We start from the raw sequence: 14,529 nt of genomic DNA, 5'->3' as shown, positions 1-14,529 counted from the left end.
GTGAATCATTCCAACAAAGTCCTCTGGGGCGAAGGTCTTTTCCTCCGGCCGCAACACTTCCAGCGCCAGGACCATTATCACGAAACGCGTCTGCACCAGACCGCGCTGGCGCTCAATCCCTATTGCTGGGGCGTCTCTTCCCTTCAGGTGGATCGCGACGCCCTGAACAACAATACGCTGCGTATCATCGAACTGTCGGCCATCTTCCAGGATGGTGAAATCTACAAGGCCCCGGATGCCGACGACCTTCCCGATCCCATCGAGCTGACCGAGATCCCGCTGTCGCAGCAGTCCGTCACCTTCTATGCGGCCCTGCCGGCACTGAAGAGCTTCGGCAGCAATTTCGCTTCCGGCACCGGCAATCATCAGTCGAGCCGCTACGTTCAAGACAATATCGAAACGCCCGATCTCTTCACCGACGCCGCCAAGGCCGAAATGAGCTATCTGAAGAAAGCGGTCAGGCTGGTATCGGAGAACGAACCGCGCGATTCGCTGGTGTGCATCCCTATCGTGCGCTTGCGGCGCGCAAGCTCATCCGGGTTCGAGCTGGACCCGGATTTCGTTGCGCCCAGTCTGTCAGTGCAGGCGGCGCCCCTGCTGTTCCTGCGCCTGCGGCGTCTGCTCGATGCCCTGCAGGCCAAGGTGAGCGCACTATACGGCCATCATCGGGAACCGAGCAAAAGCGTGGTGGAATTCCGTTCCGGCGACATCACCTCGTTCTGGCTGCTGCATACGGCCAGCACCGCTTACGCCAGCCTCTCGCATTATCTGAACAACCCCCAGCTGCATCCCGAGCGCCTCTTTGAACAACTGCTGGCGCTGGCCGGCTCCCTGATGACGTTCTCGCGCAGCCTGGCGCTGGCGGACCTGCCGCCTTACGACCACCGCGATCCCGGCCCGCCGTTTGCACGGCTCGATGGCATCATCCGCGAGCTGCTCGATACCGTCATCTCCTCACGCTATTTCGCCATCGCCCTGCACGAGAACAAGCCCTCCTATCACATGGGCATGCTGGACTCGGGCAAGATCGACGAGAAGACCAGCTTCTATCTCGCCGTCAACGCCGACCTGCCGGCCATCGAGCTGGTCGAGGTGGTGCCGCTACGCTTCAAGATTGGCGCGCCCGACGACGTGGAGAAATTCGTACTGGCCGCACTGCCAGGCGTCAAGCTGGTGCACTCGCCCCAGGTGCCCGCTGCACTGCCTGTGCGGCCGGACACCTATTACTTCACGCTCGAAAGCAAGGGCGCCATGTACGAACGCATGCTGCAGGCGCAATCGATCTGCATCTATGTGCCCTCCGGTATCCGCGAACTCAAACTTGAACTCCTGGCGGTGACGCAATGAACATGACTTCAGCCCCTTCCCTGCTCGATTCCGACCCTCTGCCGCCGGCCCAGATGGCCAGCGCGCCGGTCAATGCGCGCTCGCTGCTGGATCTGATGTATGACGGTTTCTACGCGCTCTTCATGCTCAAGAATGGCAGCGCACCGGCTGATGAAGCGTCCTTCGCGGTCAAGATGCAGAAATTCCTCGGCGACGTGGAGCGCAATGCCAAGAAGCTCGATGTCTCCCCCGAAGACGTCTATGCCGCCAAATATGCCTTCTGCGCCTCGGTCGATGAAATCATCCTGCGCTCCAGCTTTGGCATCCGCGATGCCTGGGAGCGCCGTCCCTTGCAGCTGACCATGTTCGGCGATCAACTGGCAGGTGAAAATTTCTTCAAGCAGCTGGAAGACCTGCGCGTACGCGGCAATGCGCACATCCAGGCGCTGGAAGTCTTTCATATGTGCCTGCTGCTAGGGTTCCAAGGAAAGTACGCGCTGGAAGGTCCGGAAAAACTGAATTATCTGACCGCCCGGTTGGGTGACGAAATCGCCCATCTCAAGGGCAAGAGCGCCGGATTCGCACCGCATTGGGCGCGGCCCGATGCCATCGTCAACAAGCTGCGCAATGACGTACCGATGTGGGTGGTGGCCTCGCTGTTCGCGCTGATCGCCCTGTTCGCCTACCTGGGCTTGAACTGGATGCTTACCAGCGGAACCGAGAACGGACTGGCCGGCTATTCCGATATCGTCAAGCTGGCGCCGCGCACGGCCAACCTGACCATTACTCTGCCCTGAGCGCGATCTCCCTTGGATTTCATGGAAGGCCACTCGGATGAACCTGCCCTTTCCCGATACTCTCAACAGCGTCATCAACCAGTTGTTCGGTCCAGGCCTGTCGCAACATGCGCGCCTGATTACCCTGAGCAGCGCCCAGGCCGCCGATCTCCCTGAATCACTGGTGGTAGAGCGCTTCCACGGCCAGGAAAGCGTCAATGACAACTTCCAGTTCGATATCGATGCCCTGTCCGTTTCCACCGATCTCGACCTCAAGCAATTCATCGGCACCGAGCTGACCCTGCGCCTGCTGCAGGCTGATGGCAGCCGGCGCGCCTGGCACGGCTACTGCACCCAGGCTTCCTGGCTGGGCGCCGATGGCGGGCTGGCACGCTACCGGCTGCGGCTGGAATCCTTCCTGGCCTTCCTCGACCGGCGCCGTGACAGCTTCCTGTTCCAGGACATGAGCGTCATAGACATCGCCAGCGCAGTCCTGAAGGAATACCCGCAAGCCAATTTCTCGCTGGACGTGACACAGACGCTCGCCAGGCGCGATATCTGCACCCAATACCGCGAGAGCGATTTCGCCTTCCTGCGCCGCATCCTGGCCAGCGAAGGCCTCAATTTCCGTTTCGAACATCGGCAGGATGGCGACGAGGACCAGGCCTGCGGCCAGCAACAGGCACGGCACAAACTGGTCATCTTCGACCGTGATGCCAAGGCGCCGGACCTGCCGGGTGGTGATGCGCGCATTCGCTTTCACCGTGTCGCGGCCACCGAGTCCAGTGATGCCATCACCGACTTCAGCGCCGTGCGCAGCGTGCGTTCCAACGCGGTGGCCCTGGCCAGCTGGCATCCTGAGAAGATTTCTTCACCTTCGGCCGAAGAGCGCTCCAGCCTGGATGCCGGGGAGCTCCCTGACCTGCCGGTCTACGACGGCAGCGGCCAGCAGGACTTTGCCGACCAGCAGGCGGCATCGGATCATGCCCTGCTGATGCTGCAGGCCATGGAACTGCAGAACAAGCGCTTCGAAGGTGCGGGCGCTGTGCGCCAGCTCATTGCCGGCGCTCAGTTCGCCCTCACCCAGCATGAGCGTTATCCGGAAGGAGAGAACCGCTTCAAGCTGCTGTCGGTCAGCCATAGTGCTCGCAACAACTTCGACAGCAACATTGCCCAGATCCTTGATGAGGTATTGCCCGCGTTGCTCGGCCACGGCTTGACCGGCTCACCATCCCCGCGCGCCAGCTCAGACGACGATCTCAAAGCCGGCACCTACCGCAACAGCTTCGTGGCCGTGCGCGATGGGGTTCCCATCGTTCCTGCCGCGATCACGGAGCGTCTCAAGCCGACTGCACGCGGCACCCAGACGGCATTGGTCACCGGCCTGCCGGACGCTGCCGTCACCACGGACCGCAATCATCGCGTCAAGGTGCAGTTCCACTGGCAGCGCGGCCAGGCGCCGAACCCTGGCGGCCTGCGCGAGACCGGTAACCTCGCTGACAAAGACGGCAACGCGCCCGGCAACGACGCCTCCGGCACCTGGGTACGCGTGGCCGAAGCCCAGTCCGGCCCCAACTGGGGCAGCCAGTTCACCCCGCGCATTGGCAGCGAAGTGCTGATCGATTTCATCGAGGGCGATATCGACCGGCCTGTCGTAGTCGCGCAGCTCTACAACGGCAGCGACGTGCCGCCCTTCCCGGCTGGTGCCGACTCGGGAGCCAACCATGCCGGCACGATCTCGGGCTGGCACAGCACGGCGCATGATGGCAGCGGCTTCAATCAATGGGTGGTGGACGACACGCAGTCGCAACTGCGCATGCGGCTGGCCTCCAGCCAGGCCAGGTCCCAGCTCAATCTCGGCCATCTGATCGAACAGGCCGACACAGGCGCACAGCGCGGCAGCTATCGCGGTCAGGGTTTTGAATTGCGTAGTGACGCCTGGGGCGTGGTGCGCGGTGCAGAGGGCTTGCTGATTTCCTCGACGGCGCGCCCGGCTGCCGGGGCCAGCGTAACCAGCACGCAGATGGATGCCCGGGAAGCCGTCGCCCAACTGAAGGGGGCGCAGCAACTGGCCCAAACCATGGGGGATGCCGCCACGCAGCAACAGGTGCTGCATAGTGCAGATGCCTTGCAGTCCAAGAGGGATTTCATCTCCATCATCGACCCTGCGGATCAAGGCAAGCATCCGGGCAGCGTCAATGGCCAGGACACCTTCAAGAGCAAAGAGGGCTCCCGCGAGAGCGACAGTGCACAGCCGGTCGAGAAGTTCGCCAAGGCGGCGGTGCTGATGGAATCTCCGGCCAACATCAACTGGGCCAGCGCTGCTTCCACGGTGCTCTATGCCGGTGAGAACCTGCACTGGACCAGCCAGGGCGATACCCACTGGACTGCTGCCGACACCGCCAGCCTGGCCGCTGGCAAGGCAGCCACCCTGTTTGCGCATGAGGGCGGTATCCAGGCTTATGCGGGCAATGGACCGGTCTCGTTGCAGGCGCATACCGATGCGCTGGAGATCCTGGCCGACAAGGAGGTGAGCGTAATCAGCGTCAATGAGGGCATCGAGATCAAGGCGCGCCAGAAGATCGTGCTGCAGGCGGGACAGGCTTCGGTGACGTTGGAGGGTGGGAATATTACGTTTGCCTGTCCGGGGACGTTTTCGGTGAAGGGGGGGACGCATGCGTTTCCGGGCGGGGCCAGTGCAGGGGCGATGCTTCCGCCACTACCCGATGGAACGTCTGCCGAAAATAATTGGATTGCATTGCATTACATGGAGCCTGAAACCGGCTCGGGCATCAGTGGAGCAGACTATGAAATCCACTTCAAGGACGGCGCCAAACTCACAGGCAAGCTGGACGATCAAGGGAAAGCTCTGCATGAAAATATCGAACGCAAGCAAGTGACGAAGGTTGTCTACAAGCCTCGCAAACCTGAACGCGACAAGCCCGCCGCCCCGCTGGAAGACTTCAGCAACGGCTGAGCGGCTTATCGCTGCTCCATTTTCTCTAACTGCGCTCGACTGAAGCCTTGGGCTTCCCCTGCAATCCACCGTCGAAGGCAACGATCAACTACATAAAGCTCCAAGGAGTCGATATGAAGGAAAACGCATGGCTGATGTGAATTCGACCCAGCTGCGCGATGCACTTGCGTGGGTAACCGACGATCAGAAAAAGGCGCAAGAACCCAGCACCAATCCTTTCGTCTGGTTCTGGGAAGCCATGCAAGGGGACTTCAATGAAGAGCGCTCCACTGGCCAGTTGATGACCGATGCAGCCATCTCGATGATTCCCCTGGTCGATCAGGTGTGTGATGTCCGCGACCTGATCGCCAACTGCAACAAGCTTCGCAAGGACACGTCGGACACCTGGGCCTGGGTTGCCTTGGCACTGACATTGATCGGGCTGTTCCCGACACTGGGTTCGCTGGTCAAAGGGGTGCTGAAGATCTTCTTCCACTTTATCCGGCGCATGGGTGGCGACGCTACCATCAAGGCGATCGATGCGGCCATGACGATGGTCGTCGGCTTTCTGCGCAGGCGTGATGTGCAAAAATACCTGCGCCAGCTCAAAGTGGACGAAGTATTCGAGTGGTTGGCAAATGAAATCAAGACTGTTCGTGGCAAGGTCAATGTCAGCTCGCTGCTAAGAGCCTTTGACCGTGGCATCGGCGCACTTGAACAGTTGGCCGCCAAGGTCGCCTGGGTGCCCAATATAGGCGCCAAAGCAAAACATTATCTTGAAGAGGTGCACAATATCCGCCGGCTAGCGGACAAGCATCTCGGAGAAGCATTGCGCCCGGTCCAGAATGCCATGGATAGCATCATCATGCGGCTGGAGCGTGAGTCGTTGGAGCGGCAGCGCGGGATCATCAATCTCAATAACATACACTATCGTGGCGCGCTTCCAGAGGCGGAGGCGGTCAAGCTGATGCGGGAGACTGAGCCTCCGCCGTCTTGGCTCAGCAAGGGAAAAGATCAAGAATATCCGGGACTGGTTTCTTCTGACATGAAATTAGAAGTTGATAAGAAAGTTGCGAAGGGATGGCCACCGCTTTCCTCACGCAATATTGAATCGTTCAACACTTTGGTAGCAGATGAAATAAAAGGTCCTGCTCGGCTCTACAGAATCCTGTCTCCAAATAGCCGAGCCATGAGTGATTGCTGGGTTACTGAAGATGTTTTCAAACAATTACAGGCGGCAACCCATCCACGTGCCGCATGGCGCAAGCACCTGGCGGTATGGCCGGACTGGAACGTAAATGGTCAGTTTGTGATCTATGACATCAAGCCTGGTGAGAGCCTGAAAGTCTGGCGCGGGAAGGCATCCACCCAACTTAAGAAGAGCCTTCCAGACCGGCATCTTGAGGGAGGTTGGGAGCAAATCGTCTTTAACATATCTCGTAATGATGCACGCAACGACACGATGCTTTACTACCCTTGCCATGGCGCAGAGTCCAAAAAATTGCAGAATGCTCTGAGTGCCGCAGAATATGACAAGCTGGATGCAGCACAAAGAGAAAATTACGTCAGCCTGCGAGAATCAATCAATCACCCCAACATCAGCGGCCCCTTTGATACCGGATGGGGCTATTCAGATTTCGGAGGAGCAGGATTGGGAGAAAAGATCGGACTACCAAGTCTTCCGGGTCAAACCACAAAACTGAATCACTAAACAAAAATGTCTGATATTCCATTCCAACTTAGTTTGACGCAAAAGAAACACGTCTCTTTGCTGTATTACTTTGCGTCGCTGTCTTACCTACAAGGATTACAGGATCGCCTTCGATCGCTAATGCAGTTCGTCGAACCTACCCTGGATAAGGCAAAATTTCAAGGCCGCGACGCACTGCTGACCAATAGCCGCTGGGGAACACGTGACACCTCGGAGAACTGGGCCAATAATGGCTGGCCATTTCTTGCCGACTTCGAACTATCTGTCGCCACGCAGATTGCAGAGCGTGCATTCGAAGTCTATTCATTTACCGATGCGTACAATTGTGGTCGCGGTTTGTCAGAGTTTTCCCTGAACTGGATGACACCCCAAGAAGAAGACGAATTTCAATCCCGCTTTGATGATCTATACCTGTACGCGCACAATATCGATAGAACGCTAAAGAAATTCAACGTAGCTGGAGGGTGGAACGACTTTGGTTTGACACGATATCTGGCCGAACACCCCGAGGCCTTTAGAGACGCCACGGCATTAAGACTTCGCAGCGACATCGTCGCCCGTAGCGGAACAACACCGCCTCGCACCGGCGTTTATTTGCCGCTCGACGACCCTCATGGAACTCCTCAATTTTGCTGGATCGGAAAACCGCCTGGAGAACTAAAGGAGTGTAATACGTTTAACGATCTTGGACTGGGAGCGCTAGCAACCGTTGGTCGTCATGCTCTGTGGCTCGATGATTACCGCATGAATCAATTTGTGCAAAGTCACCTTCAAGATCCTCGCTTGATTGGAGATTCTTTCTACAAGGACGCTGTCAATGATCCTGAGCTCGCTGCAAGTTTAGTAGCTCGGCACGCTTTCACGTCACGTCCCTGCGATTGGATTTACGTAGAACAACTTCACGGACAGCCTATCGACTTCTCTGAAGATGTGCCCCTTGATCAGGCAGGAACGGCAGCTCGACTGGAAAGCGGTGCCATCTGTAATCGTTCAGGATATTACTTCACCCCGTCCAAGATCAATTCCCGCGGATATTTCAACAAAGGAGAAACCATGCCTGATCTCAATAGCGAATATGGCGCGACCATCTGGCAATGGGATGCAGATCAGGGTTGAAGGCAAGTTGCAAAGGAAAGCATCTTGACCAGGATTAAGATCGAATTCTCTGGCATATCAGCTCATCTTGCTTGCCTCAAGAAGCGAAAATATCCAGGACAAATAGAATGAACAGGTATCCCACTGAGCTCAGCCTGACCCAGAAAAAACACGTCTGCCTGCTTTACCATTTCGCCTCGCTCGAATATCTGAAAGGCCTTCAAGTACGCCTGCACGAGTTAATGCGATTCGTCGATCCGACGTTATCCGAAGCCAAGCTTCAAGGCCGCGACGCACTGCTGACCAATAGCCGCTGGGGAACACGTGACACCTCGCAGAACTGGGCCAATAATGGTTGGCCATTTCTTGCCGACTTCGAACTATCCGTCGCCAGGCAAATCGCACAGCGGGCATTCGAAGTCTATTCATTTACCGATGCGTACAATTGTGGGCGCGGCTTGTCAGAATACTCCCTGAACTGGATGACACCGGAGGAGGAAGATGAATTCCAGTCCCGCTTCGATGATCTATACCTGTACGCGCACAATATCGACAACACATTAACAAAATTCAATGTCGCTGGTGGATGGGACGATTTTAGTTTGACGCTATGTCTGGCCGACCACCCCGAGGCACTCGGAGACGCCACCGAATTAAGACTTCGAAGTGACATCGTCGCCCGTAGCGGGACAACACCTCCACGGACCGGCGTTTATTTGCCGCTCGACGACCCTCATGGCACTCCACAATTTTGCTGGACCGGAAACCCGTCTGGGGAACTCAAACAGTGCAGTACGTTTAACAATCTTGGACTGGAGGTGCTGGCAAGTGTCGGCCGTCAAGCTCTGTGGCTGGACGATTACAACATGTATCAATTCGTGCAACGTCACCTTCAAGATCCTCGTTTGACGGCAGATCCAGACTTCAAGGACTGTGCAAATAAGCCCAAGCTGGCTGCAAGTCTAACCGCCGAACACGCTTTCACATCACGTCCCTGCGATTGGATTTATGTAGAACAACTTCACGGACAGCCTATCGACTTCTCTGAAGATGCGCCCCTTGATCAGGCAGGAACGGCAGCTCGACTGGAAAGCGGTGCCATCTGTAACCGTTCAGGATATTACTTCACGCCGTCCAAGATCAATTCCCGCCGGTATGTCAACAAAGGAGAAACCATGCCTCATCTCAGTAGCGAATATGGCGCGACCATCTGGCAATGGGATTCAGATCAGGATTGAAGGCAAGATGCAAAGAAAAGCAGCTTGACCAGGATAAAGACCGAATTCTCTGGCATATCAGCTCATCTTGCTTGCCTCAAGAAGCGAAAAATCCAGGACAAATGAATGAGCAAGTACCCCATTGAACTCAGCCTGACCCAGAAAAAACACGTCTGCCTGCTTTACCATTTCGCCTCCCTCGAATATCTGAAAGGCCTTCAAGTACGCCTGCACGAGCTGATGCAATTCGTCGATCCAACGTTGGCCGAAGCCAAGCTTCAAGGCCGCGACGCACTGCTGACCAATAGCCGCTGGGGAACACGTGACACCTCGCAGAACTGGGCCAATAATGGCTGGCCATTTCTTGCCGACTTCGAACTCTCTGTCGCCAAGCAAATCGCACAGCGTGCATTCGAAGTCTATTCATTTACCGATGCGGATAATTGTGCTCGGGCCTTGGCCGAGTTCTCCCTGGCATGGATGACACCTGAAGAGGAAGATGACTTCCAATCCCGCTTCAATGACATCTATCTCTACGCGGACAAAATCGACAGAACATTAACAAAATTCAACGTTGCTGGAGGGTGGAATGATTTTGGTTTGACGCTTTGCCTGGCCGAACACCCCGAAGCACTTAGAGATGCCCCAGCATTAAGACTTCGCGGCGACATCATCGCCCGTAGCGGCGCAACGCCGCCACGTACCGGCGTTTATTTGCCGCTCGACGACCCTCATGGCACTCCCCAGTTTTGCTGGACCGGAAATCCTTCTGGAGAACTCAAAAAGTGCAGTACCTTTAACGATCTTGGACTGGACGCGCTAGCAAGCGTCGGTCGTCAAGCTCTGTGGCTAGATGATCACCGCATGAATCAGTTCGTGCAAAGCCACCTTCAAGATCCTCGGCTGATGGTAGATCCATACTTCAAGGAAAGTGTCAGTAAACCCAAGCTGGCTCCAAGTTTGGTAGCTCGACAAGCTTTCATGTCATGTCCCTGCGATTGGATTTACGTAGAACAACTTCACGGACAGCCTATCGACTTCTCTGAAGATGTGCCCCTTGATCAGGTAGGAACGGCAGCTCGACTGGAAAGCGGTGCCATCTGTAACCGTTCAGGATATTACTTCACGCCGTCCAAGATCAATTCCAGCAGGTATTTCAACAAAGGAGAAACCATGCCTGATCTCAGTAGCGAATATGGCGCGACCATCTGGCAATGGGATTCAGATCAGGGATAAACACGGCAAAGGCGGAATAGCGTGCATTTGATATTGCAGATTAGTTCTACTCACGTTGCACCGTTCTTCATTTCTACATCGTGTTCAACGAATGACTCGCAACGCGATTAAATGATTGATGAGGACTGTTCGGCCCCACAGAATATTCCTGTCTATAACGCTCTGTGAGTTCTCATTATTGCTATGTTGCCCTCTTTAACAGAATGGCTGTATAGAATATTGTGCGCCGCTTTGGCCTCCGCGAGGCTAAGTGGCTGTGGCAAAAAAGATGAAGGAACAGATCCCCCGGTGGATCAGAACATTCATATTCAACTTGGTCAGTCCGGTGACGATATCCTCAAAAGATATCCCGGGGGCTTTATATTGAGCGACCATCCTTCCGGCGCGAAATTCTATGCGGCAAAATGGACCAAGGATGCTCGCGGTACTATTGAAGTCGGGACGGCTGACACTCTATTCGTTGTCAATCACGCACTGAGCGTAACCGGCAATTACTCATCTTCTTTTCCCAGCGAAAACATCATCGAATGGAATATCAACGCTGGACTGGCGGGCAGCAGTCCAATCATGCACGACGACGCCAGGCAGCAATTCCTATCCATTCTTGAACGGCTACGCAAGGCGTCCTGGAGGCGCTATATCGACCTGGACGCCCCCCGCCTATCGGGAACGGAGGCAATCCGCTATGCGCAATCTACGTCTTCCATCTATGGACTGGATCCAGCCCACCCTCCTACACTGAATGAATGGATGCATCTGCCTGGGCGCACTCTTTGGAAGTTCTCGAGCAAGAGTGGCTACCTGACGATCACTTTGTCCCGCGACCTCTCAATTGGCGACGTACATCAGCCTGGCGCGTACTTCGTTGAATATAATCTCAGGACCGAAAACGAACAGCTCCGCCAACTGGTTGGGCCGGACAAGCGCACCATTTTTCAGCAAGCGCTTCCTGCGGAAATAAAGCTAATGAAAGAGGAGCGTCAGCAGGCTGAAAATGCCTTGCGCCAACAGGGAATAAGGATTGATGAATCCTATAAGGATCCGCCGATTCCTTGACTTCAGGTACTCGTTTTTGTGAGCACATAGCTCTTAAGGCTGCAAGGGGTCATCCCGGCTATTTTTGCCAGCTAATCTGCAACACTTTCTGAATGATGGCATCTCGCATAAAGCCATACAGATTGATACTTACGGATCAGGAAAATGAAAAGCAAGATACTTTTTTTCCTTGCCGGGACCATTACAGCGAGTTTGATTTTTTATGGCCATCTTGTCTGGAACCCCAACATGGAAAAAATCCACCACCTCACTACACCTTTGCAGCTGAGTACCGAACAAGCATCCAACGGCTTGCTACCAACCGGCACGACCCTCTATTACGACACATCTTTCCCAGAAGGATTTTCCCGCTACAAGATCTACGTCAACATTGATCGGATGCCCCGGGAACTAGAGACCCTTCAGGATCCCACCGTGATCGATCCGATAGACGCAACTGCTTTCAGCCAGGGGGCACTCCTCAAACTACTCAGAAATCATCCCCTTACCAAAGATGACATCCGCGCGATCATCAATTCCGGCTATCTGTCCAAGGATGAAATTAAGGAAATCCTGTCCGAATTCACGAGCGGGAAATGATACTGTCCTACTGGAAGGTCAGTTCTTGCTATTAAGTATGCCGGCCGTCACGTATCGGATCGCATGCCCGCAAACAAGCGAGCAAGGATAATGAACGAGGCTTAGTCCATCCTTGATCGAAACTCAAGGATATGAATATCCAAAACATCATGCTTCCATCGGAGAACGAGCGGCGGCAAATTTTCCATTATCTTAAGAAAATCAGCTTGGTGACTTTGATTGGCCTTCGCTTCGACAACAACCACTTTCGGTCTGCAATAAAAAATGGCTTGATCACCTACGCAACCAAGCCGTCATCATCAGCTCAAACGCAACTGCATCAAGCCGCTGAAACAGAAGCCGCGTGAGCTAACCTGGCGCGCGCCTTGTGCAGCTTGCGATAACTATCAAGCAGCCGCTGATGACGCTCCAAGCCTTCAAGCTTCATGCTGGTCGGCGTCAAGCCAAAGAAGCGCACGCTTCCCGTCACCGATCCGATGGCCGCGTCCATGCGCGCGTTGCCAAACATGCGGCGGAAGTTGGTCTCGTAGTCATCCAGTTCCAGCTCATCGTCCAGTTCCACTTCCAGCACGACGTTCAGGGCCTGGTAGAACAGACCGCGTTCGACCGAATTGTCGTTGTACTGCAGGAAGGCGCCGACCAGGTCATGTGCCTCCTCGAACTGCTGCAAGGCCAGGTTGATCAGCAGCTTCAGTTCGAGCACCGTCAGTTGGCCCCATTCGGTGTTCTCGTCGAAGTCGATACCGATCAGGGTGGCGATGTCCGAGTACTCATCCAGCTCGTTGTTCTCCAGACGGTCGAGCAAGGAGGCCAACGCCTTGTCATCCAGGCGATGCAGGTTCAGGATGTCCTCGCGGAACAGCAGCGCCTTGTTGGTGTTGTCCCAGATCAGGTCTTCCACCGGATACACCTCGGAGTAGCCCGGCACCAGAATACGGCAAGCCGTAGCACCCAGCTGGTCATACACCGCGACGTAGGCTTCCTTGCCCATCTGCTCCAGAATGCCAAACAAGGTAGCCGCCTCATCCGCATTGGAATCTTCACCCTGGCTGGAGAAATCCCATTCCACAAATTCGTAGTCCGCCTTGGCACTGAAGAAGCGCCACGACACAATGCCGGACGAATCAATGAAGTGCTCGACGAAATTGTTGGGCTCGGTCACTGCGTTGCTCTCGAAGGTCGGCTGCGGCAGATCATTGAGACCTTCAAAGCTGCGACCTTGCAGCAGTTCAGTCAGGCTGCGCTCCAGCGCCACTTCAAAGCTCGGGTGCGCCCCGAAGGAGGCAAAGACACCGCCGGTGCGCGGGTTCATCAAGGTCACGCACATCACCGGATAGACGCCCCCCAGCGAAGCATCCTTGACCAGTACAGTGAAGCCCTGCTCTTCCAATCCCTGGATGCCTGCCACGATTCCAGGGTATTTCGCCAGGACTTCCTGGGGCACATCCGGCAGGCAGATCTCGCCTTCCAGAATTTCACGCTTGACTGCGCGCTCGAATATCTCAGACAGACATTGCACCTGCGCTTCCGGCAGGGTATTGCCAGCACTCATGCCGTTGCTGACGAAGAGATTCTCGACCAGATTGGACGGGAAATACACCACTTCACCATCCGACTGTCGCACATAAGGCAGGGAGCAGATACCGCGCTGGACGTTGCCAGAATTGGTGTCGACCAGATGTGAAGCGCGCAGCTCGCCGTCGAGGTTGTAGATCTCCAGGCAATACGCGTCGAGGATTTCCTTGGGCAGCTTGTCCCCGCGCCCGGGCTTGAACCAGCGCTCGTTGGGATAATGCACGAACTCGGCATTGGCGATTTCCTCGCCCCAGTAGGAACCGGCGTAGAAGTGGTTATTGCTGATGCGTTCGATGTACTCGCCCAGGGCGGAGGCCAGCGCGCTTTCCTTGGTGGCGCCCTTGCCGTTGGTGAAGCACATCGGCGAATGCGCGTCGCGGATATGCAGCGACCACACATTGGGAATGATGTTGCGCCAGGAAGCAATCTCGATCTTGATGCCCAGTTCGGCAAGCAAGCCCGACATGTTGGCGATGGTCTGTTCCAGCGGCAAATCCTTGCCCAGGATGTGCGTACTGGCACCGGCCTCGGGCTTGAGAGTCAGCAAGGACTGCGCATCGGCATCCAGGTTCTCCACCTCCTCGATGACGAATTCCGGCCCTTCCTGTACCACCTTCTTGACGGTACAGCGTTCAATCGAGCGCAAGATGCCGCGGCGGTCCGCCTCTTCGATGTCGGCCGGCAGTTCTACCTGGATCTTGAAGGTCTGCTGGTAGCGGTTTTCCGGGTCGACGATATTGTTCTGGGACAGGCGGATGTTCTCGGTCGAAATATTGCGCGTGTTGCAGTAAAGCTTCACGAAGTACGCCGCGCACAGGGCCGATGACGCCAGGAAGTAATCGAAGGGGCCAGGTGCCGAGCCGTCTCCCTTGTAGCGGATGGGCTGATCGGCAATGACGGTGAAGTCGTCGAACTTGGCTTCAAGACGCAGCTTGTCGAGGAAGTTGACTTTGATTTCCATGGCGAGATTCCAAGAATGAACCGAAGAGATGGCGGTAAAGC

11 protein-coding genes are annotated in these 14,529 nt (G+C 55.7%); 10 read left to right on the top strand and 1 reads right to left on the bottom strand.

All coding sequences use genetic code 11. The features are described 5' to 3' along the window. The 10 genes from tssK to ACVC5H_RS04625 all read left to right on the top strand — a co-directional run bounded on the left by tssK (position 1) and on the right by ACVC5H_RS04625 (position 12,299). The gene (gene tssK, locus ACVC5H_RS04670; protein ID WP_489621224.1) at positions 1–1,347 is read left to right on the top strand and encodes a type VI secretion system baseplate subunit TssK; all 1,347 of its coding nucleotides are present in this window, start codon (positions 1–3) and stop codon (positions 1,345–1,347) included. A gap of 2 nt (positions 1,348–1,349) precedes the next feature. Next, on the top strand, positions 1,350–2,123 hold the full coding sequence (gene icmH, locus ACVC5H_RS04665; protein WP_489621223.1) for a type IVB secretion system protein IcmH/DotU: 774 nt from the start codon (positions 1,350–1,352) through the stop codon (positions 2,121–2,123). A gap of 37 nt (positions 2,124–2,160) precedes the next feature. After that, positions 2,161–5,079: a type VI secretion system Vgr family protein gene (locus ACVC5H_RS04660; protein ID WP_489621222.1), complete on the top strand. Its 2,919-nt coding sequence runs from the start codon at positions 2,161–2,163 to the stop codon at positions 5,077–5,079. A gap of 127 nt (positions 5,080–5,206) precedes the next feature. Then, positions 5,207–6,769: a hypothetical protein gene (locus tag ACVC5H_RS04655; RefSeq protein WP_489621221.1), complete on the top strand. Its 1,563-nt coding sequence runs from the start codon at positions 5,207–5,209 to the stop codon at positions 6,767–6,769. A gap of 6 nt (positions 6,770–6,775) precedes the next feature. Continuing rightward, positions 6,776–7,885 (top strand): hypothetical protein, encoded by a 1,110-nt coding sequence (locus ACVC5H_RS04650; RefSeq protein ID WP_489621220.1) that lies wholly within the window; start codon positions 6,776–6,778, stop codon positions 7,883–7,885. A 107-nt stretch (positions 7,886–7,992) separates the two neighbouring features. Next, positions 7,993–9,102 (top strand): hypothetical protein, encoded by a 1,110-nt coding sequence (locus tag ACVC5H_RS04645; protein ID WP_489621219.1) that lies wholly within the window; start codon positions 7,993–7,995, stop codon positions 9,100–9,102. Positions 9,103–9,207: 105 nt separating this feature from the next. After that, complete coding sequence (locus tag ACVC5H_RS04640; protein WP_489621218.1) at positions 9,208–10,317, top strand: hypothetical protein; 1,110 nt, start codon at positions 9,208–9,210, stop codon at positions 10,315–10,317. A gap of 288 nt (positions 10,318–10,605) precedes the next feature. Continuing rightward, complete coding sequence (locus ACVC5H_RS04635; RefSeq protein ID WP_489621217.1) at positions 10,606–11,373, top strand: hypothetical protein; 768 nt, start codon at positions 10,606–10,608, stop codon at positions 11,371–11,373. A 144-nt stretch (positions 11,374–11,517) separates the two neighbouring features. After that, a complete protein-coding gene (locus ACVC5H_RS04630; protein WP_489621216.1) occupies positions 11,518–11,952 on the top strand; it encodes a hypothetical protein in 435 nt (144 codons plus the stop codon). Positions 11,953–12,083: 131 nt separating this feature from the next. Beyond that, the gene (locus ACVC5H_RS04625; protein ID WP_489621215.1) at positions 12,084–12,299 is read left to right on the top strand and encodes a hypothetical protein; all 216 of its coding nucleotides are present in this window, start codon (positions 12,084–12,086) and stop codon (positions 12,297–12,299) included. On the opposite strand, the gene ACVC5H_RS04620 is transcribed toward ACVC5H_RS04625, so the two are convergent. Then, positions 12,272–14,488 carry an OsmC domain/YcaO domain-containing protein gene (locus ACVC5H_RS04620; RefSeq protein ID WP_489621214.1) on the bottom strand — a complete coding sequence of 739 codons (2,217 nt, stop codon included), beginning with the start codon at positions 14,486–14,488 and terminating at the stop codon, positions 12,272–12,274. The two genes, ACVC5H_RS04625 and ACVC5H_RS04620, sit on opposite strands and share 28 nt — an antisense overlap. Positions 14,489–14,529 lie beyond the last annotated feature (41 nt).

This window comes from Herbaspirillum sp. Her3, from assembly GCF_057961275.1.
The sequence above is the reverse complement of the archived record's forward strand: the minus strand, read 5'-3'. Positions and strand labels throughout refer to the sequence as shown.